Source organism: Microbacterium sp. J1-1, from assembly GCF_024498615.1.
Lineage (GTDB): Bacteria > Actinomycetota > Actinomycetes > Actinomycetales > Microbacteriaceae > Microbacterium > Microbacterium aurugineum.
In genome coordinates, this window is the sequence record NZ_CP089590.1 from 1,243,715 (window position 1) to 1,262,933 (window position 19,219).

The 19,219-nt window shown below is 67.6% G+C and carries 22 protein-coding genes; 10 read left to right on the plus strand and 12 right to left on the minus strand.

The window, feature by feature from the left end; translation table 11 throughout:
- Positions 1 to 14 precede the first annotated feature (14 nt).
- Positions 15 to 617 (minus strand): 3'-5' exonuclease, encoded by a 603-nt coding sequence (locus LRQ07_RS05880; protein ID WP_256536110.1) that lies wholly within the window; start codon positions 615 to 617, stop codon positions 15 to 17.
- A gap of 59 nt (positions 618 to 676) precedes the next feature.
- Here LRQ07_RS05880 and LRQ07_RS05885 point away from each other — a divergent pair, with 59 nt between their 5' ends.
- Positions 677 to 1,417, plus strand: coding sequence for a class I SAM-dependent methyltransferase (locus LRQ07_RS05885; protein ID WP_256536111.1), 741 nt, complete (start codon positions 677 to 679; stop codon positions 1,415 to 1,417).
- A 67-nt stretch (positions 1,418 to 1,484) separates the two neighbouring features.
- Positions 1,485 to 2,558, plus strand: a complete 1,074-nt coding sequence (gene ychF, locus LRQ07_RS05890; protein ID WP_131491868.1) for a redox-regulated ATPase YchF — start codon at positions 1,485 to 1,487, stop codon at positions 2,556 to 2,558.
- An 18-nt stretch (positions 2,559 to 2,576) separates the two neighbouring features.
- On the opposite strand, the gene LRQ07_RS05895 is transcribed toward ychF, so the two are convergent.
- Positions 2,577 to 2,933: a YciI family protein gene (locus LRQ07_RS05895; RefSeq protein WP_232762234.1), complete on the minus strand. Its 357-nt coding sequence runs from the start codon at positions 2,931 to 2,933 to the stop codon at positions 2,577 to 2,579.
- Positions 2,930 to 4,195, minus strand: a complete 1,266-nt coding sequence (locus LRQ07_RS05900) for an RNA polymerase sigma factor (RefSeq protein WP_256536112.1) — start codon at positions 4,193 to 4,195, stop codon at positions 2,930 to 2,932. Before LRQ07_RS05900 ends, LRQ07_RS05895 begins: the two co-directional genes overlap by 4 nt.
- 711 nt (positions 4,196 to 4,906) lie before the next feature.
- Here LRQ07_RS05900 and LRQ07_RS05905 point away from each other — a divergent pair.
- The 3 genes from LRQ07_RS05905 to LRQ07_RS05915 all read left to right on the plus strand — a co-directional run bounded on the left by LRQ07_RS05905 (position 4,907) and on the right by LRQ07_RS05915 (position 7,863).
- Entirely contained in the window at positions 4,907 to 5,479 is a 573-nt protein-coding gene (locus LRQ07_RS05905; protein WP_256536113.1) for a hypothetical protein, read from the plus strand.
- 12 nt (positions 5,480 to 5,491) lie between these two features.
- A complete protein-coding gene (locus tag LRQ07_RS05910) occupies positions 5,492 to 7,153 on the plus strand; it encodes an ABC-F family ATP-binding cassette domain-containing protein (protein WP_256536114.1) in 1,662 nt (553 codons plus the stop codon).
- Positions 7,154 to 7,287: 134 nt separating this feature from the next.
- Complete coding sequence (locus tag LRQ07_RS05915; RefSeq protein ID WP_232762230.1) at positions 7,288 to 7,863, plus strand: alpha/beta fold hydrolase; 576 nt, start codon at positions 7,288 to 7,290, stop codon at positions 7,861 to 7,863.
- Between the two features lie 15 nt (positions 7,864 to 7,878).
- Here LRQ07_RS05915 and LRQ07_RS05920 read toward each other — a convergent pair whose 3' ends face one another.
- The 3 genes from LRQ07_RS05920 to LRQ07_RS05930 form a co-directional block, all read right to left on the minus strand.
- Positions 7,879 to 8,223 carry a helix-turn-helix domain-containing protein gene (locus LRQ07_RS05920; protein ID WP_047523275.1) on the minus strand — a complete coding sequence of 115 codons (345 nt, stop codon included), beginning with the start codon at positions 8,221 to 8,223 and terminating at the stop codon, positions 7,879 to 7,881.
- Between the two features lie 107 nt (positions 8,224 to 8,330).
- Positions 8,331 to 8,630, minus strand: a complete 300-nt coding sequence (locus tag LRQ07_RS05925; RefSeq protein ID WP_047523232.1) for a Fe-S cluster assembly protein HesB — start codon at positions 8,628 to 8,630, stop codon at positions 8,331 to 8,333.
- 107 nt (positions 8,631 to 8,737) lie between these two features.
- Positions 8,738 to 9,247 carry a GNAT family N-acetyltransferase gene (locus LRQ07_RS05930; RefSeq protein WP_227991513.1) on the minus strand — a complete coding sequence of 170 codons (510 nt, stop codon included), beginning with the start codon at positions 9,245 to 9,247 and terminating at the stop codon, positions 8,738 to 8,740.
- A 90-nt stretch (positions 9,248 to 9,337) separates the two neighbouring features.
- Between LRQ07_RS05930 and LRQ07_RS05935 the strand changes: the two genes are divergently transcribed.
- A complete protein-coding gene (locus LRQ07_RS05935) occupies positions 9,338 to 9,883 on the plus strand; it encodes a Dps family protein (RefSeq protein WP_232762228.1) in 546 nt (181 codons plus the stop codon).
- Positions 9,884 to 9,903: 20 nt separating this feature from the next.
- Here LRQ07_RS05935 and LRQ07_RS05940 read toward each other — a convergent pair whose 3' ends face one another.
- Positions 9,904 to 10,419 carry a DUF6328 family protein gene (locus tag LRQ07_RS05940; protein WP_256536115.1) on the minus strand — a complete coding sequence of 172 codons (516 nt, stop codon included), beginning with the start codon at positions 10,417 to 10,419 and terminating at the stop codon, positions 9,904 to 9,906.
- Between the two features lie 69 nt (positions 10,420 to 10,488).
- Here LRQ07_RS05940 and LRQ07_RS05945 point away from each other — a divergent pair, with 69 nt between their 5' ends.
- Complete coding sequence (locus LRQ07_RS05945) at positions 10,489 to 10,692, plus strand: hypothetical protein (protein ID WP_256536116.1); 204 nt, start codon at positions 10,489 to 10,491, stop codon at positions 10,690 to 10,692.
- Between the two features lie 40 nt (positions 10,693 to 10,732).
- The gene (locus LRQ07_RS05950; protein WP_256536117.1) at positions 10,733 to 11,677 is read left to right on the plus strand and encodes a DUF1254 domain-containing protein; all 945 of its coding nucleotides are present in this window, start codon (positions 10,733 to 10,735) and stop codon (positions 11,675 to 11,677) included.
- A gap of 28 nt (positions 11,678 to 11,705) precedes the next feature.
- On the opposite strand, the gene LRQ07_RS05955 is transcribed toward LRQ07_RS05950, so the two are convergent.
- Positions 11,706 to 12,311 (minus strand): 1-acyl-sn-glycerol-3-phosphate acyltransferase, encoded by a 606-nt coding sequence (locus tag LRQ07_RS05955; RefSeq protein WP_232762224.1) that lies wholly within the window; start codon positions 12,309 to 12,311, stop codon positions 11,706 to 11,708.
- A 95-nt stretch (positions 12,312 to 12,406) separates the two neighbouring features.
- Here LRQ07_RS05955 and LRQ07_RS05960 point away from each other — a divergent pair, with 95 nt between their 5' ends.
- On the plus strand, positions 12,407 to 12,553 hold the full coding sequence (locus LRQ07_RS05960) for a hypothetical protein (RefSeq protein WP_232762223.1): 147 nt from the start codon (positions 12,407 to 12,409) through the stop codon (positions 12,551 to 12,553).
- 34 nt (positions 12,554 to 12,587) lie between these two features.
- On the opposite strand, the gene LRQ07_RS05965 is transcribed toward LRQ07_RS05960, so the two are convergent.
- Positions 12,588 to 14,066: a DHA2 family efflux MFS transporter permease subunit gene (locus LRQ07_RS05965; RefSeq protein WP_232762222.1), complete on the minus strand. Its 1,479-nt coding sequence runs from the start codon at positions 14,064 to 14,066 to the stop codon at positions 12,588 to 12,590.
- A gap of 164 nt (positions 14,067 to 14,230) precedes the next feature.
- Here LRQ07_RS05965 and LRQ07_RS05970 point away from each other — a divergent pair, with 164 nt between their 5' ends.
- Positions 14,231 to 16,285 carry an ABC transporter ATP-binding protein gene (locus LRQ07_RS05970; RefSeq protein ID WP_256536468.1) on the plus strand — a complete coding sequence of 685 codons (2,055 nt, stop codon included), beginning with the start codon at positions 14,231 to 14,233 and terminating at the stop codon, positions 16,283 to 16,285.
- A gap of 16 nt (positions 16,286 to 16,301) precedes the next feature.
- Here the strand turns inward: LRQ07_RS05970 and LRQ07_RS05975 are convergent, their stop codons facing one another.
- The 3 genes from LRQ07_RS05975 to LRQ07_RS05985 are packed head-to-tail and all read right to left on the minus strand — an operon-like array spanning position 16,302 to position 19,215.
- Positions 16,302 to 17,075: an SDR family NAD(P)-dependent oxidoreductase gene (locus LRQ07_RS05975; RefSeq protein WP_256536118.1), complete on the minus strand. Its 774-nt coding sequence runs from the start codon at positions 17,073 to 17,075 to the stop codon at positions 16,302 to 16,304.
- Between the two features lie 33 nt (positions 17,076 to 17,108).
- Complete coding sequence (locus LRQ07_RS05980; protein WP_134353334.1) at positions 17,109 to 18,056, minus strand: glycosyltransferase family 2 protein; 948 nt, start codon at positions 18,054 to 18,056, stop codon at positions 17,109 to 17,111.
- Positions 18,057 to 18,078: 22 nt separating this feature from the next.
- Positions 18,079 to 19,215, minus strand: a complete 1,137-nt coding sequence (locus tag LRQ07_RS05985) for a cysteine desulfurase family protein (protein WP_256536119.1) — start codon at positions 19,213 to 19,215, stop codon at positions 18,079 to 18,081.
- Positions 19,216 to 19,219: the final 4 nt, after the last annotated feature.

Sequence of the window (19,219 nt, forward strand, 5' to 3'; positions counted from 1 at the left end):
GGGTGAGCGCTGGATCAGGCGACCGCGCGCTCCAGTACGGGTGCGACAGGGGGGACAGGGGCGGTCACGCGCAGACTCAGGGCATCGGCGAGGGCGAAGACGTCGGCGACGCCCGCTCGGGCTGCCGCGTCGATCACGATCTGCGCGCATGCGCGGGCGTCTGCGAGAGCGTCGTGATGTGCGAACTCCGCGAAGCCGGCGGCGGCTGCGGCCACGGGCAGGCGATAGGACTCGAGCTCGTACGTCTTGCGAGCGACCTGAAGGCTGCACAGTGAACGATAAGGCGGGCAATTCTGTCCCGTGGCCTCGGAGGCGCGGCGCAGGACGTTGAGGTCGAACCCGGCGTTGTGGGCGACCAGCACGTCGGCTCCGGCGAACGCGCACAGGCGGTCGAACTGGTCGACCCACGTGGCGGCCGAAAGCACATCCTCGGGCTGGATGCCGTGGATGCGAACGTTCCACTCCTGGAACTCGTCGTGCCCGGGAGGCGGCTGGATCAGCCATCCCGTGGTGGCGACGACCTCGCCTCCGCGCACACGGACGAGTCCGACGGAGCAGGCCGAGGCAGGACTGGAGTTCGCGGTCTCGAAGTCGATCGCAGTGAAGTCCAAGGGCACACAACCACTCTCCCTCCGAGCGAGCCGAGCGGCACGCAGACTCGCCGTAGGCTGGCGGCATGGCTGAGGAGATGGCGACGTCGTTCGGAGCACAGGCCGGGGACTACGAGGTCGGACGGCCTGAATACCCTTTCGATGCGGTCGCGTGGATGCTGGAGAAGATGCCGGTCGGCTCGCGGCGGATCGCCGACGTCGGCGCGGGCACGGGGAAACTCACCAGGGTCCTGGCCGGGGCGCCGGACGCGGAGATCGTCGCGATCGATCCGGATCCGAAGATGCTCGCCGCGCTTCGGCTCGCTGTGCCCGGTGTTCCGACGTTCGCGGGCACGGCGGAATCCCTTCCGCTCCCTGATTCCAGCCTGGACGCCGTGGTGCTCGGGCAGGCCTGGCACTGGGTGGATCCGGTCACCGGCTCGGCCGAGATCGGTCGCACGGTGCGCAGTGGGGGAGTGCTCGGCTTGATCTGGAACATCCGCGACGAGCGCGTCTCTTGGGTGCGGCGCCTCACCGAGATCATGCACGGCAGCAATGCCGAGGTCATGCTGGCCGACGGCGGGCCCGAGGTCGCCGCGCCGTTCGGGCCGTTGGAGGAGGAGTCGTGGGAGTGGGTGCGTCCGATCTCGCGCGACCACCTGCACCGGATGGCGTCCTCGCGCAGCTTCGTCATCACCGCCCCCGCCGAGGAGAAGGCGCGGATCCGGCGAGAGATGGACGGCCTCTTCGACGAACTCGGACTCGACGGCGAGAGCACGATCGATCTGCCCTATGTGACCAGGGCGTTCCGAGCGATCCGGGACTGAGCCGCTCGCGACGGAAGCGTTTGGTTCCGGCGATCCCGTCAGGCGGGGCGAGGTAGACTCATGCCCCGTGGCTCTCACTATCGGCATCGTCGGCCTGCCCAACGTCGGCAAGTCCACTCTCTTCAATGCACTCACCAAGAACGACGTGCTCGCGGCGAACTATCCGTTCGCGACGATCGAGCCCAACGTCGGCGTGGTGAACCTGCCCGACCCGCGTCTGGAGAAGCTCGCCGAGATCTTCGGCAGCGAGCGGATCCTCCCGGCTGCGGTGTCGTTCGTCGACATCGCCGGCATCGTGCGCGGCGCGAGCGAGGGAGAGGGACTCGGCAACAAGTTCCTGGCGAACATCCGCGAGGCCGATGCCATCGCGCAGGTCGTCCGTGGGTTCGCCGACGACGACGTCGTCCACGTCGACGGCACGGTGAATCCCGCGTCCGACATGGAGACGATCAACGCCGAGCTCATGCTCGCCGACCTGGAGACCGTCGACAAGGCGATCACCCGGTACGAGAAGGAAGTCCGCGGCAAGAAGATCGAGCCCGTCGTGCTCGAGACCGCGAAGGCAGCGAAGGACGCTCTGGAGCGTGGCGTGCTGCTGTCGGTTGCCGGCATCGATCTGACGCCGATCCGGGAACTCGGTCTGCTCACCTCGAAGCCCGTCATCTTCGTGTTCAACGTCGACGAGGCCGTGCTGACCGACGATGCGCGCAAGGCGGAGCTCGCCGCTCTCGTCGCTCCCGCGAAGGCGATCTTCCTCGACGCGAAGATCGAGTCCGAGCTCATCGACCTCGATCCCGAGGATGCGGCAGAACTGCTCGCGTCGACCGGCCAGGACGAGTCGGGCCTGGACCAGCTCGCCCGCATCGGCTTCGACACCCTCGGCCTGCAGACCTACCTCACGGCTGGTCCGAAGGAGGCTCGTGCGTGGACGATCCCCAAGGGTTCGAAGGCGCCGCAGGCGGCCGGTGTCATCCACACCGACTTCGAGAAGGGCTTCATCAAGGCGGAGATCGTCTCGTTCGACGACCTGGTCGAGACGGGCTCCGTCGTGGAAGCCCGCGCCAAGGGCAAGGCTCGCCTCGAGGGTAAGGACTACGTCATGCAGGACGGCGACGTCGTGGAGTTCCGCTTCAACAACTAGCGTCATTCTTGTTGACGATCACTCCTGATCCCACGGCAGTCTCACCTGCGGCAGGATGTAGATGCGGCCGAGGGTCGCGACCGGATGCCTCGTCATGTACTCGGCGGCTTCGTCGATCGAAGCGGCGGTGATGAGGTCGTAGCCGGCGAACCACTCCTTGAACTCGGGGAACGGGCCGTCGGTGATCAGGGCGCGGCCGTCACGGACGACGACGGACTTCGCCTGCTCGGGACCCGCGACCGGTGCCCCCTCGCCCAGACGTCCCGCCGCTTCGCCCTCGGCAGCCCAGCGTTCGAGCATCGCCTGGTCCTCGGATTGGGTCAGATCGGTGCCGGTGGGGTCGGACATGTGGATGACGAGGTACTTGCTGCTCATGAGGGTTCTCCATTCGATGGTGCGAGCTGATTCCGTCGGCGTATGAGGTGAGTGGTCTCGGCGGTGTTCCTGGCCAGACCGATTGCGCGGTCATAGGCCGCTCGGGCGTCGGCGGAGCGGCCGGTCGCGCGCAGCAGCTCAGCACGGGTGACGTGGAAGGCGTGGTGGCCGTCGAGCGTGTCGGCGAGTCGGTCGATGATCGTGAGGGCGAGGTCGGGTGAGTCGTGTTCGGAGATCGCGATGGCCTTGTTGAGGGTGACGAGTGGACTCGGGTCGATCTCCTCGAGCCGGGAGTAGAGGCTCGCGATGCGCGCCCAGTCGGTGTCACGCGGATGCGGGGCGGTGACGTGGGCGGCATTGATCTCCGCGAGTAGCCGGTATCTGCCGGAGGGCTCATCAGCCTCCCGCGATCCGAGCAATTGCAGACCCTCAGCGATCAACTCTCGATCCCAGGACCCCCGATCCTGCTCATCGAGCCGCACCAGCTCACCGTCGACCGAGACGCGGGCCTGAGAGCGGGCGTCGGTGAGCAGCATCAACGCGAGCAGACCGACCACCTCGGCATCGTCAGGACGGAGTCCATGTGCGAGCCGGGTGAGTCGGATCCCCTCGGCGGTCAGTTCGCGCCGGATCGCGGGCGTGTCGGGACCGGAAGCGAGGTATCCCTCGTTGAAGACGAGGTACAGCACCACGAGGACGGCATCGATGCGCTCGGGGAGGTCCACCGCCGTGGGGATCGCGAAGGGGACGCCGGCCGCCTTGAGCTTCGCTTTAGCCCGGCTGATCCGCTGACCCATGGTCGTGTCCTGCACGAGGAACGCGTGGGCGATCTCGGCGACGGTGAGCCCGCCGACGATCCTCAAGGTCAGCGCGACGCGCGCGTCGAGCGAGAGCGCCGGATGGCAGCAGATGAACAGCAGCCGAAGCCGATCATCCTCGATGGCGCCGGTCGGGGCGGCGGGTTCCGGATCGTGCAGCCGCAGCGCCTCCCAGTGCTTCTCGTCTCGACGCGCCTCACGCCGCAGCCGGTCGATCGCCTTGCGATTCGCTGTCGTGGTCACCCACCCGGCAGGGTTCGGGGGTATGCCGTGTGCTGGCCAATGCTCGACAGCGGTCGCGAACGCCTCCGCGGTCATCTCCTCGGCCAGGTCGAGGTCTCCGAACCGCCGTGTGAGTCCCGCGACGATCCGCGCCCACTCCTCCCGATGCGTGCGCGTGATCACCGTCGCGACATCCCGAGTGTCGTCCCGAGATTCCGGCATCGTCATCATCTCCTCGCTACATATACTCCGAGCGCGCCGTTCAGCTTGCGACAGTCTTCCGGAAAAGCCGCCGGATCGGTGTGCGGTCGGAAGGCTTTCGCCGCGGGCCCTCGGCCTTGGCGGCCGCGCTGCGTTCAGCGGCAACGCGACGTCGCTCCGCCTCAACCATGGCCCGCCGGGTCTCGGCCTGGTGATAGATGATCGTCAACATCGGATCCATATACATGGAGGAGGCCCTTCCTGGTCGGGCCGGAATCGTTGCATCCGGCTATCAGGACCACGAACGGGCGCGGCTCATTTCGACACCGGCGTGACAGTGACAGGTTCTGTTGGCCTGATCGCGGTGGTATGCCACCGTTTCGCTTCCATGTGACAGATCACATGAATCATCTCCGGAGAGGCCTGATCGCTTTCAGGACATGTCCGGATGGGGTGCGGCACAGCTTTGTGCCGACTTCATTTCGCCGATCCCGCCTCGGCAGGAGAAAGGACATGAGATGTCGTCGAAGGATGAGAAGAACCTGGCCCAGGTGATCGACAAGATCACGTCGACTCCACCACGCAGGAGCGGATCGCGGACATCGTCCGCTCCGTGATCGACTGATCAGCACTCGCATCGCCTCGATCCGCGCCACGGCGGATCGAGGCAATGCGCGTGAGGGCGGAAGCGAGCGCTACGCTTCGAGGACCGAGCGCCCTCAGGAGGCAGCGATGGAAGCGGCTAACGCTGAACCGCCCGAGACTACCGAGACACGATGGTGGAGATCAGTCATCCGCGCCTGCCTGGTCATCGTCATCGTCGGGCTCGTGGTGAGTGGGGTCACCGCCTTCCCGCTCCGCGAAGAGTTGTCGCTCGGGCGCGACATCCTGAACAACACGGGCCTCAGCGCGACCTACCCCGACGTCGCCTTCTGGGTGCAGCGGGTAGCGGAAGGGCTCGACGTCACCGGGAACGAGTATCCGTTCCTGGCCTATGGCACGGACTGGCTGGCGTTCGCGCACTTGGCCATCGCGGTGGCGTTCATCGGTCCGCTCATCGATCCGGTGCGCAACGTGTGGGTGACCGTCTGGGGCCTCATCATGTGCGCGGGTATCGTCCCGCTGGCGGTGATCGCCGGAGCCATCCGTGGGCTGCCGATCGGCTGGCAGCTCATCGACATCTCCTTCGGGGTCGTGGCTGCGGTGCCTCTCACGATCGCACTCGTGCTGACGCGACGACTCGAGAGATCGAATGTCGTCGCCGCTGTCGGAGGAACCGCGTCCGTGCACGATCCGCACGGGTGACAGGATTGACGGATGACCGCAACACTCGTGGCCCAAGGGCTGGCCGGCGGGTACGGCCACCGCACCCTGTTCGACTCCCTCGACCTGACCGTCACCGCGGGTGATGTCGTGGGCCTCGTCGGAGCCAACGGTGCAGGAAAGTCGACCCTCCTGAAGCTGCTGGCCGGTGTCGACGAACCGCAGGCCGGGACGATTCGACTCTCGCCGGCGGATGCCTTCGTCGGATGGCTCCCGCAGGAACACGAGCGCGTCGCGGGTGAGAGCGTGGTCGACTACATCGGACGTCGGACCGGGTGTGCGGCGGCGACCAGAGACATGGATGCTGCCGCAGCGGCCCTCGGGGACCCGACTCTCGCTGCGCCTGGCACAGACCCCGCCGATACGTACTCGGCCGCGCTGGATCGTTGGCTGGCCAGCGGGGCGGCCGATCTCGAGGAGCGGCTTCCGGCAGTGCTCGCCGACCTCGGCCTCGATCTGGGCGAGGACCCGGCCCACACGCTGATGACATCGCTGTCGGGCGGACAAGCGGCGCGCGTCGGTCTGGCCGCACTGCTGCTGTCGCGCTTCGACATCGCGCTGCTGGACGAGCCGACGAACGATCTCGACCTCGACGGCATCGAGCGGCTGGAGGCGTTCGTGCGCGGCCTCCGCGGGGGTGTCGTCGTGGTCAGCCACGATCGCGAGTTCCTCGCCCGATGTGTCACCCGCGTCCTGGAGCTCGACCTCGCGCAGGGGAGAAACCGCGTGTTCGGCGGCGGCTACGACTCGTACCTGGAGGAGCGGGCGACGATCCGTCGACACCAGCGCGAGAAGTACGACGAGTTCGCGGACAAGAAGGCCGACCTCGTCGCCCGAGCCCGCACGCAGCGTGAGTGGTCGAGCCAGGGCGTTCGCAACGCGATGAAGAAGGCGCCCGACAACGACAAGATCAAACGCAAGGCCTCCGCGGAGTCGAGTGAGAAGCAGGCGCAGAAGGTGCGTCAGATGGAGAGCAGGATCGCTCGGCTCGAAGAGGTCGAGGAGCCGCGCAAGGAATGGCAGCTGGAGTTCACGATCGGTTCGGCGCCGCGTTCAAGCTCGGTGGTATCCACGCTGAGTTCCGCCGTCTTCCGACAGGGATCTTTCCAGCTCGGCCCGGTGTCGCTCCAGGTGAACGCGGGGGAGCGGATCGGCATCACCGGCCCGAACGGCGCCGGGAAGTCGACGCTGCTGCGCGGGCTGCTCGGGCGGCAACTCCCCGATGAGGGAACGGCGAGCCTCGGTGTGAGCGTGCAGATCGGCGAGATCGACCAGGCCCGTGCGCAGCTCGTCGGCACGCAGCCGCTCGCCGGCGCCTTCGAGGAGCTCGTGCCGGAGATGGCGTCCGGGGAGGTGCGCACGCTCCTCGCGAAGTTCGGTCTCAAAGCCGATCACGTGATGCGCGCCGTCGATGAGCTCTCGCCCGGGGAACGCACCCGCGCAGGACTGGCTCTGCTGCAGGCGCGGGGCGTCAACCTGCTCGTGCTCGACGAGCCGACGAACCACCTCGACCTGCCCGCGATCGAGCAGCTCGAACAGGCGCTCGAGTCCTACGAGGGCACTCTGTTGCTCGTCACCCATGACCGTCGGATGCTCGCGACCGTGAAGACCGACCGGCACTGGCGGGTGGAGGCCGGGCAGGTCGTCGAGGTCTGAGCGGCAGCGTCGGCCGGAGAGCACATGCGGCTAGGCTGGAGGACGGCGGCTCCGGCCGCGGTCCGGTCGCTGGCGTCCGCCGTGGACGTCTCGCCTGAGTTCCTGACACCGACGGCACGAGGAGATTCACGCCGATGACCGACACCCAGATCTTCGAGCCCGACGGTCGCGCGATCCCGTTCGTCGATGAAGGCGACGGCCCTGTCAAGCTCGTCCTGATCCAGGAGCGCGATCTGGCAGCCGACGTCCTCGGTGTCGTGGCACACTACCTCGCCGAGGAAGCGGGGTTCCACGTGCTGCGCATCGGTCATCGTGCCGAGACCAAGAGCGAAGAGGTCTCCCTCGACGATCGGGTCGAGGACGCCCTCGCCGTGATCGACCACGTCGGGTTGGGTGATACCTGGATCGGCGGGCACGGCTTCGGCGGCACGGTCGCACGGGCCTTCGCCTTGGCGCACGCCGACCGGGTGAACGGTCTCGCACTGCTGGGCGTCGAAGAGAACGACCTGCCCCTTGCGCCGGTGATGCCCGTGCTGATCATCCAGGGCACCAAGGACCTCGCCAATCGGTTCGCCAACGGTGAGCAGCTGCAGTCCACGGCACCCGAGCGCGCGAGCGTCAAGAGCATCGACGGCGCTGATCACCTGTTCCCGATGACGCACCCGATCGAGACCGCGGTCGTCATCGAGGAGTACCTCGACTGGGATTGAGCCCCTGACGGGCGCTCAGCGCCCCTGACGCTTCTTGTACGGCTTCGGCTGCCCCTTCACAGCGGGCGCCCGGCCCTTGCCCTTCGAGGCTTTGGCCTTGCCTCCGGCCGGGGCAGGGGCGTTGCGCACGGGCTCCGGTGCGGCGGCCACCTCGGCCCGCGCCTCCACCAGCAGAAGCTCGCCGACGGGCGTCAATCGCGTGGGCCCGTCGCGATGGACGATCGGGTGACCCACCTCGGCTTCGAGTTTGTCGATCGAAGTGTAGAGAGAAGCCAGCGGGATGCCGAGCTTCTCCGCCGCGCGCGGGAAGTGCAGTTCGTCCGCGAGGACGACGAAGCGGCGGAGCAGAGAGATCTTCACGGTGGCCTTTCGACTGCGCACACGGTCGTGCGGGCTCGCTCCAGGTTACGCGGTGCAGACAGACGGATGCCGCGGCCGAGTCGGCCGCGGCATCCGGAATCCTTCGGTCAGGCGACCTGCGGTGTGACGGCGAACGACACGGAGCCTTCGTCGTCGACGCCGGCATCGAGGATCTTGTCGTCGAGGGCGGCGACAGCGGACTCGTCGAGGAACAGCCGGGTACCGGCGACCTCCACGACCTGGTCCTGCGGCTCCGGGTCGGTGGCGACGAGCACGGCGAGACGTGCACTGCCCTCCGGCCCCTGGGCCTCGGTCGAGTGGATGCGGAGCCCGGCGTCCGGGGCGTCCGTCTGACGGCTGACGAGAGTCGTCACGATTGCGGAGGCGTTGTCGGTGAGGGTGAGCACGAGACTCTCCTTCCGGTTGGGGCATGCCGCGGTCGCGACATGTCCTGGCTACGATGCCCGACGTCGGGAATGCTCTCAACCCCCTTGCGCGTCCTCGGAGGAGACTCTTACCCTGCTCGCAGGTTCTTGCGGAGGAACACCTGTGCGGTGCCGTCGCCGTCGGGAACGCGCTCGTGCTCCTCATACCCGCACGATCGGTAGAGGCGGATGTTCGCCTCGCTCAAGCTCCCGGTGAACAGCTCCGCGACGTCCGCTCCGGACGCCCTCTCGGCGCTCTCGAGCAGTAGTCTGCCGATTCCCTCGCCCTGCACGTCCGGTGCGATCGCGATCCTGCCGATCAGCAACAGACCGTCTCTCTCGACGTAGCGGATGGCGCCGACGAGGCGCCCGTCGATGCGCGCGGTCAGTCCCGACTCGGAGCGCAGCTCTGCTTCCAACTCGGAGAGCGTCTGTGTCAGGGGTGGCATGTCGACACTGCCGTAGATGGCGGCTTCCGAGACGAAGGCAGCGCGTTGCACCGTCAGCACCTCGCCGGCGTCCTCATCGCTGATCGGGGAGATGACGATCTCCGATTGCGTCTTTTCCTGGTCTTCGTTCACGATGTCCGCGTCACTCACGCGTGTCAGATTCCGGGTTCCGCCCCCGCGGTGTCAACCCCCTCGCTCTCGGCTGCGCGCCGGATTAGCGTCAGCCACAGGAGGTACATCATGGCGAAAAGCACGACCACCAAGAAGGCCGGCGACTCGACGAAGCACGCGGCGAAGACGACCAGACAGCAGAACGCGGAGAAGGGCTTCACAGCCTCGAAGACCCTTGCGGACAACCTGCAGGCCGTGCTCGTCGATCTGCTCGATCTCGCGATCCAGGGAAAGCAGGCGCACTGGAACGTCGTGGGGCGCAACTTCCGCGACACGCACCGCCAGCTCGACGAGATCATCGATGATGCACGCACCTTCAGCGACACGATCGCGGAGCGCATGCGGGCCTTGCATGCTGTCCCCGACGGGCGCAGTGCGACCATCGCGAAGACGAGCTCGCTTCCCGAGTTCCCCGCCGGCGAGGTCTCGACCACCGAGACGATCGACCTCGTCACGGAGCGACTGGAGGCGGCGGTCGGAACAGCACGAGACGTGCATGACGCCGTCGACGAGGAGGACCCGACCTCTGCGGACCTCTTGCACGCCATCATCGAACGGCTCGAGCAGTTCGCATGGATGGTCAGCGCAGAGAACCGGAGCCCGGCAGGACGCTGACTGCGGGTACCGCGGGGCCGTCACTCGGCGGCGGCTCCGCGGGCGTGGGCGCTGCCGCGCATGATCCGCGGAAGCGCCGCCCACAGCGCCGTCACGAGGACCAGCGCCGCGATGAGCGCGATGATGCCGGCGACGCGGTTGACCGTGAAGTCGATGATCAGCGTCGTCACGCCGATGGTCAGCGCGCCGATCACGACGAGGTCGATGCGGACGATCCGCGCCGCGATCCGCACCAGCTCCGGCTTGCGACGCCGACCGAACAGTGCCCGGTGCATCCCCACGGGTGCGAGGGCGAGAATCGTCGCCACCGCCGCGAGCGCGACGAGCGCGACGTAGAGGTCGCGCTGGAGCGCGTCCATGTCGGTGAAGCGTGGCTGGAAGGCGACCGCAAGGAGGAAGCCGGTGAGGATCTGGGTCCCCGTCTGCATGACGCGAAGCTCCTGAAGAAGCTCTTCCCAGTTGCGATCGGCCCGCTCGTTCGCGGTCTCGTCACGGCCATCGAGACCGTTCCCACCACCCGAAGGATCTGATGTCATGGTCTCAGTGTGGTTTCCCCGCTCGGCCGCTGTCCAGACGCTTGCATCCGTGGAACGAAAGAAGGCATGATGACGCTCCCACCGATCCGCGACTGGTGGCCTGAACTCTCCGAAGACGGGCGACGCACCGTGCTCGACGCCGACAGCCCGCACCTCGACGCGGCGGTGCGCGAGGAGATCCGCGTGATCACCGGTGCGGTCGTCGGGATGGTGGAGTCCTTGAGTGACGAGGATCTCGAATACGCCCGTACGCACGTCGCTGAGGCAGACTGAACCTGCGTCCCCACGAATGCCCCACAGCGAGGATCCTTCCATGACCATTCCCGTCACGCTCGACAACTTCACACGGGTCGAGACAGACACCATGATCCTGAAGATGCTTCCGATTATCGGAGGAGTCGGCGTCTTCCACCATGACCGTGAGCTCGCCCCGCTCAGTCAGCAGCCGGTGATCCGGCAGAACCGTGACACGTTGTACTCGGTGGCGATCGCCGACATCGCTCATGGCGGCGCGACGCTGAGCATTCCCGAGGCCGGCGACCGGTACATCTCCGTGATGGTCATCAATCAGGACCACTACATCAATCGCGTCTTCCACGAGGCCGGCGCGTACACGCTCACGACGGACGACTTCGACACGGACTACGTCGTCGTCGCGGCACGCATCCTCTTCGACCCCGCCGACGAGTCCGATCTCGCCGAAGTGCACCGTCTGCAGGACGCTCTGACGATCACCGCGGGCGACCAGCGAGAGTTCCGCTACCCCGACTACGACGCCGCCAGCCACGCGGCAGTCCGCGACGCCCTCCTCGTGCTCGGGAGGACCATGAGCGGACTGGACGGATGCTTCGGCACGGCCGCGCAGGTCGATCCCGTCCACCATCTGGTCGCGACCGCCTCGGCGTGGGGCGGATTGCCCGACACCGAAGCCCGCTACATCAACATCGACCCACGTCGGCCGCAGGCGCGGTACACGATGACATTCGGCCCCGAGGTGCCCGCAGACGCGTTCTGGTCTCTCAGCGTGTACAACGGGGACGGCTACTTCGAGCCCGATGCGAGCACTGTCACGAATGTGAACTCGGTCTTCGGAGCGAAGGACGCCGACGGGTCGATCACCGTTCGTCTCGGCGATTGGCCAGACGGCACCCCGAATCGCATCTCGCTTCCTGCGGGATGGAACCTGCTCGTCCGTCTCTATCGGCCGCGCCTCAACGACCTCGCCACGTGGTCAGTGCCCGAGATCGTCGCCCACTGACGCGATCGGGTGAGCCGCAGGCCGCGGCTCAGCGACCCGACGAGGTCTCGTGGGGATCTGCCGGCTCGGCGCCTTCCTCGCGCAGCCGCGGTTCGGTGCGACGTTCGGGCCGCGCGCCGGCCTTGTCCGCGTAGAACGCTCGGATCCGATCCATGTCGGCCGCCACATCACCGGTCAGATCGATGGTCGGACCGAGCCCGCTCGTCATGGTCGTGCGATCCACGAAGCCGAGCGTCACCGGCATACCTGTCTCGCGAGCAATCCGATAGAACCCCGACTTCCAGTACTCGTTGCCGCCTCGGGTGCCATCAGGTGTCACGACGAGCCCGAAGACGGTACCCGCGTGCACCTGGCCCACGACGTCGTTGACCACCCTCGCGGGGTCGGTGCGGTCGACGGGGATTCCGCCGAGCCCACGCATGATCGGACCGCGCCATCCACGGAAGAGGCTCTTCTTGCCGAGCCAATGCACGTCGATGCCGAGTCGCCAGGCGATCGCCAGCATCAGCACGAAGTCCCAGTTGGACGTATGCGGAGCGCCGACCAGAACGGTCGGCCGCGTCGGCGCTGCCTCGCTCACGAGCGTCCATCTGCTGAACGCCCAGAACATGCGCGCGAGGAGTCGTTTGACCATCCCTCAACCGTACGGGAGAACCGCGGTCGATCTGCGGGCATGTCCGACCGTGCGGATCCGGCGCCACCCCTTCCCGACAGGCGTAGCATCGAGGGATGAAGAACACGCGGCAGGATTCCGTGCAGCAGGACGAGCCCGCCGGGCTGCAACCGCTCCTGGATTCCCTGAACCTCCTCGAGGGCGAAGCTGCGGGCTACTGCAGCAATGGCGTCTGCCAGTTCCCCGCGCCGAAGAGCGAGTAAGCGACAGACGCCATCGCGGGCAGCCTCCGAACGGTCAGTGTCCGCCGGGGAGTGCCTCGCCGGCATCGTCGGAAGGCTTGCGGACGAACGGGCTCAGCGCCACGGCCGCGAGCGAGATGAACGCCGCGATCAGGAACGCCGTGCGAGCACCGGGAGCACCCGCAACCGCGGTCGACAGGCCCTCCTGCTCTCCGGCATGCAGGATCGTGGAGTAGGTCACCAGTAGCAGGGCGACTCCCGTGGCCCCGGCAACCTGCTGCAGGGTGTTCAACACCGCGGAACCGTGGGAGTACAGGGAGCGCCGCAGCGAACCCAGCGAGGCGGAGAACAGCGGCGTGAACGACATCGCGAGCCCGACCGACATGGCCGCCTGGACGATGATGAGCGCCCACCAGATGGTGTGTTCGCCGACCGTCGAGTAGAAGAACAGCGACGACGAGACCAGGATCGTGCCGGGGATGAGCAGCGGGCGAGTGCCGCGCGCATCGTAGACACGGCCCATGATCGGTCCGAGCAGTCCCATCAGCAGGGAACCGGGGAGGAGGATCAGGCCGGACTGGAGCGGGTTGAGCCCCGCGACGTTCTGCAGGTACTGCGGCAGGAGCGTCAGAGTGCCGAACATCGACAGCGCCAGGATCGACATGATGATCACGGACAGCGTGAAGTTGCGGGAGCGGAAGACGCGCAGATCGAGCAGTGCGTCATCGATGCGCTGCAGCAGGAGCTGACGCCAGACGAACAGCCCCAGCGACAGTGCACCGACGATCAGCGAGATGATGCCGGCGGTCTCACCTGATCCGCCCTCGGCACCGAACTGGCTGAGCCCGAACACGACGCCGCCGAAGCCGAGCGCTGCGAGCGGGATCGAGAGGATGTCGAGCGGGACGGACCGGGTCTCACCGAGGTTCGTCATCCACTTCACGCCCATGAGGAGGGCGATCAGCGAGATCGGGAGGATGATCCCGAAGAGTGCGCGCCAGCTGGCGAACTCGAGCACGGCACCGGCGAGGGTCGGACCGATCGCCGGAGCGAGCGAGATCACGAGGCCGACACGGCCCATCATGCGGCCACGCGACTGCGGTGGCACGACGTTCATGATCGTCGTCATCAGCAGCGGCATCATGATGCCGGTGCCGGCGGCCTGGATCACGCGACCGACCAGCAGCACGGTGAAGCCGGGCGCGACGAGGGCCACGAGGGTGCCGAGCGAGAACGCGGTCATCGCGGCGATGAAGACCTGGCGCGTGGTGAACCGCTGCAGGATGAAGCCCGTGGTCGGGATCACGACTGCCATCGTGAGCATGAACGCGCTCGTGAGCCACTGGCCGAGCTCGGGCGGGATGCCCAGGTCGGTGTTCAGGTGGGGGATCGCGATCCCCATCGTGGTCTCGTTGAGGATCGCGACGAAGGCGGCGACGAGCAGCAGCCAGATCACGCGCATGTCGGTGCGGGAGATCTCGCCCCCTGCCGTCGCGGGGGTCGTCGAGATGGAGCCGGTATCGACGGCAGACATGGGCGGCCTCCAGGGCGAAGAAGAAACGGAGTTCGCGAGAGTTCGCAAGAGTCAATCAGCGTAACGGCAATCGCCGACATTTCATTCCGAACTCACAGATATCCATGGAGGACGGGTGCGCGGGCCGTGATGTCCCCGCGCGTGGGTACGCTGGCGCCATGAGCATGGGCGGCGGCATGGGCGGCGGACACCGCGGTGGGTTCCGCGGAGTCGACGAAGAGGCGCAGCGGAAGCTGAACGCCGAGGCGCCACGGATCGCCGGGCTGGGTTCGCGGGTGGTCTCGCTCTTCAGCGCCTATCGCTGGCGCATCTTCTTCACGGGGATCCTCGTCATCGTCGGCGCCGCGATCGCCGTCGTCCCGCCCCTGATCGTGCAGCGCATCTTCGACGATGCGCTGTTCCCCGTCGCCGGGGGAGGCCCGCACCTGGAGTTGCTGGCCTGGCTCGTCGCCGCGATGGTCGGCCTATTCCTGCTCTCCGCGGTGCTCGGTGTCGCCCAGACCTGGCTGACGTCCACGGTCGGCAACAACGTGACGGGCGATCTGCGGGTCAAACTCTTCGAGCACCTGCAAGCGATGGAGCTCGGCTTCTTCACCCGCACCAAGACGGGTGTCATCCAGTCCCGGCTGCAGAACGACGTCGGCGGGGTCTCGGGCGTGCTGACCAACACCGTCACCAGCATCCTGGGCAACGTCGTCACCGTGATCGCCTCGCTCGTCGCCATGATCCTGATCGATTGGCGTCTGACGCTCATCGCGGTCGTCATGATGCCGTTCCTCATCTTCGTCCAGCGCCGGGTGGGCCAGGTGCGCGCGCGGATCGCCGGCGAGACGCAGGAATCCCTCTCCGAACTGACCTCGATCACGCAGGAGACGCTGAGCGTGTCGGGGATGCTGCTGTCGAAGGCCTTCAACCGCCAGCGCACGGAGTCCGAGCGCTATCAGGCGGAGAACCGCAATCAGGTCGTCCTGCAGGTGCGGAGGGCGATGAGCGGTCAGGGCTTCTTCGCGGTGGTGCAGGTGCTCATGGCCAGCGTCCCCGCCGTCATCTACCTCGTCTCGGGGTATCTGATCGCGGGCGGAACCGGGGCCATCACCGCAGGAACCGTGGTCGCGTTCACCACGGTGCAGGCGCGACTGCTCATGCCGTTGATGGGACTGATGCGCGTCTCCCTCGACGTGCAGACCTCTTCGGCATTGTTCGCGCGCATCTTCGAGTACCTCGACCTGGTGCCCGAGATCCAGGATGCCCCCGACGCGATCACAGTCGACCAGGCTCCGGGTCCGCGCGGAAGGCTCGAATTCGTCGACGTCGTCTTCCGTTACCCGGACGCGTCCGCCGAGGCCCGTGCGACCTTGGACGGGGTCTCGTTCGTCGCGGAACCGGGACAGCACGTCGCCTTCGTCGGCCCGTCCGGTGCGGGCAAGACCACGATCCTCTACCTGGCTCCGCGTCTGTACGAAGCCAAGGGCGGCGCCGTGCTGTTCGCCGGTGCCGATGTCCGGGAACTCTCCCAGGAGTCGATCATCGACCACGTGGGCATCGTGTCGCAGGAGACGTATCTCTTCCACGCCACCATCCGCGAGAACCTTCGCTATGCCAAGCCGGATGCGACCGAGGACGAACTGATCGCGGCCTGCACGGCCGCCAACATCCACCACATCATCGCCGGGTTCGAGCAGGGGTACGACACCGTCGTGGGCGAGCGCGGGTACCGGCTCTCCGGTGGCGAGAAGCAACGCATCGCGATCGCCCGCGTGCTGCTCAAGGATCCGCCGGTCCTGCTCCTCGACGAGGCGACCTCCGCTCTCGACACCGTCTCGGAACGTGTCGTGCAGGAGGCGCTGGATGAGGCCGCGAAGGGACGGACCACGCTGTCGATCGCACATCGACTGTCGACTGTGATGGGGGCGGATGTGATCCACGTCCTCGAAGCCGGGCGCATCGTCGAGTCCGGCACGCACACCGAGCTCCTCGCGCTCGGCGGTCTCTATGCCGAGCTCGCAGCGGAACAGGTCGCGGCGTCCCGCGTGCTCGATACCGAGGCCGCAGTCGAACAGGCCGTGACCGGCGGAGCCCCCGCCCCGCTCGCCGATCGTCGTGCGGACAGGGCACCCGCCGACTCTGCGGGTGCCGATGCGGTCGCGACGATCACGGCGGCGGTGCCGTTGCTCGCGGAGCCTCGGCCCGATGAGCCGATCTACCCGCCGGAGTCCTGAGACGCTGTGTTCGGCCTCAGTGCACCGAGAGGCCTCCGTCGACGAACAGCGAGTGTCCGGTCACGTAGGCCGAGCCTGCGCCGGCGAGGAAGACGGCAGCACCGGCGAAGTCGCTCGGAAGACCGTTGCGGCCGATCATGGTGCGTGCCGCGAGCTCGGCGATCTTCGCAGGATCCTCCTGAAGGCGGGCGTTCAGTGGTGTGAGCACGAACCCGGGCACCAGGGTGTTGCTGGTCACGCCGGTGCCGCCCCATGCCTCCGCCTCAGAACGCATGAGCGACTCCACAGCTCCCTTGGACGCACCGTAGATCCCGCTGCCGACGAAGGCGCGGTGGGCCTGCTGGGAACTGATGTGGAGGAGTCGGCCGTAGCCGCGTTCCGCCATGCCGGGTGCGTATCGCTGTCCGAGGAGGAAGGGCGCGAGTGCGTTGACCGTCATCGTTGCATCCCAGTCATCCTCGGTGATCTCCGGGAACGGAGGGCGGATGTTGATCCCGGCGGAGTTGACGAGGATGTCCGGTTCGCCGAACGGCTCGGTGGCCGCCTCCGCGACCGCGTGGATGCCCGCACGGGTGCGGAGATCACCGACGACCCCCGCGGCGCGGCATCCGTGCGCGCGGAGCTCTTCGACCGTCTCGTCGATGCGCGCCTCACCGCGGGCGACGATGACGGTCGCGGCACCGGCGCGGGCGAGCGCGGTGACGATGCCCCGGCCGATCCCGGAGCTGCCGCCCGTCACGACCGCCGTGCGGCCGTCGAGGGAGAAGAGAGAGGAGAGGTAGTCGTGCATGTCGTGGGTACCTGTTCGGTCGGAGGGCGTGCGTCACCACGCGAGCGCGGCGGCGATGGCGGGGTCGGGCGCGGCGTCGGCGAACTCGGGGAGTGCCCGGAGTTCCGCGATGAACGCATCGACCTCGGCCGCGTAGGCCGGGTCGGGGTGGGTGCTCGCGATCTCGAGCAGGGGTGCGATGTCCATCGCGAGGATCAGGTCGAGGCGGGCGGTGACGGATGCGCGGGCACCCGCGTCGTGCAGGACGCGGATGCCGCCACGCAACGCCGCGAGGTAGTCGCGCAGGACGGACAGCTGCGACTTGCTCTGCGTGATCGACGTGCCGTCGGCGCGGAGGCGCCATCGCACGACGACGTCGGGGATCACGTCGAAGGCGCGCGCCCGGGTGTACATCAGCTGCGCGACCACCTGATCTTCGTACGCGACACCCTCGGGGAACCGGAGGTCCCGCCAGAAGGCGGTGCGGCTCACCTTCGACCACGCGACGATGTTCGACACCGCCTGCGGGTGCGCGGTGAGGGTCGTGCCGAGTCGCTCCGGAGAGGTCGCGGCCGCCACCCAGGGCTGCACCCGCCCTGCGACGTAGCCGGACCCCTCCGGGCGGGAACGCACGTACGCACCGGCCACGAAGTCGCTTCCGGTGTGGTCGAGCGTGCGGGTCATCCGGGCGAGCGCATCGGGGAGGAGCTCATCGTCGCCGTCGAGGAATCCGAGGTATCGGGTGTCGACGCGGTCGAGTCCGAGGTTGCGCGCGGCTCCGAGGCCGCGGGAGGCCGGGTGGTGGATCGCCGTGAAGCGTCGGTCCGCGGCCGCAGCCGCATCGAAGATCGCTCCCGTGTCGTCGGTGGAACCGTCGTCGATGAGGATCGCCCGCCACCGGCGCTCGGTCTGCGCACGCAGGGAGTCGAGGGCTGCAGGGGCGAAGGCGGCGATATCGCGTCCGGGGACGACCAGCGTCACGATCGGGTCGGAGGCAGTCACCAGCTGAGTCTATGGCCGGGCATCAGCCTCGGGCCGCGTGCACGGAGTTGATGACGAGTTCCGCGAGTCGTTCCGGTGCGTCATCGGGCAGTGCCTCCCTGCCGAAGGTGAATCGGACCGAGGTCTGCGCCACCTCGGGGGGCACGCCGCACGCGAGGAGGACGTGCGAGGGGTCGTCGCTGCCCGCCGCGCAGGCCGAGCCGCTCGAGGAGATGATCCCCCGGCGTTCAAGCTCGAGCAGCACCGATTCGCCGCTGGTGCCCGCGAAGGTGAAGCTCGCTGTGCCGGGCAGGCGGTGCGCGGGATCGCCGGTGAGTGAAGCTTCAGGGATGCCGGAGAGCACGAGGGAGATGAACCGTGCCGTGGTCGCCGCGACACGGGGTGCCAGGACCTCCCGCTCGTTCTCCGCGAGTTCCAGTGCGGTCGCCAGTGCAACGGCTCCGGCGACGTTCTCCGTGCCCGACCGACGCCCGCGTTCCTGACCGCCACCGTGCAGCACCGGTTCCAGGGGTATGCGACCTCGCACGGCCAGAGCGCCGATGCCCTTGGGGGCACCGAACTTGTGACCGGCGATGGAGACGGCGTCGGCGCCGAGCCCGTCAAGCGGAAGCCATCCCGCCGATTGCACCGCATCCAGATGGAGGGGCACCCGAGAAGCCCGGGCCACCGACGCCAGCGCCGTCGCGTCCTGGACCGTGCCCACCTCGTTGTTCGCGTGGCCGACCGAGATCAGTGCCGTGTCGTCTCTGATCGCCGACGCGAGCGCATCCGCTGCGATCCGACCGGCGTCGTCGACGGGAAGCATCGTCACCTCGACCCCGTGGAAGCGTCGCAGATACGCGGCGGATTCCAGGATCGACTCGTGTTCGATCGGGGAGATGACGAGATGCCGCTTCCCGGTCTCGAGGGTCGCGAGCGTGATGCCCTTCACTGCGAGGTTGTTCGCTTCCGTCCCGCCCGCGGTGAAGACCACATCGCCGGTTCGCATTCCCAGCACCCGCGCGACCCGGGCACGGGCATCGTCGAGTGCCCTCGCCGCCGCTTCGCCTGCCGTGTGATGGCTCGAGGGATTGCCGAACACTCCGGTGAGGTACGGACGCATCGCGTCGAGCACCTCCGGACGCACCGGAGAGGTCGCTGCATGGTCGAGGTAGAGCACGATG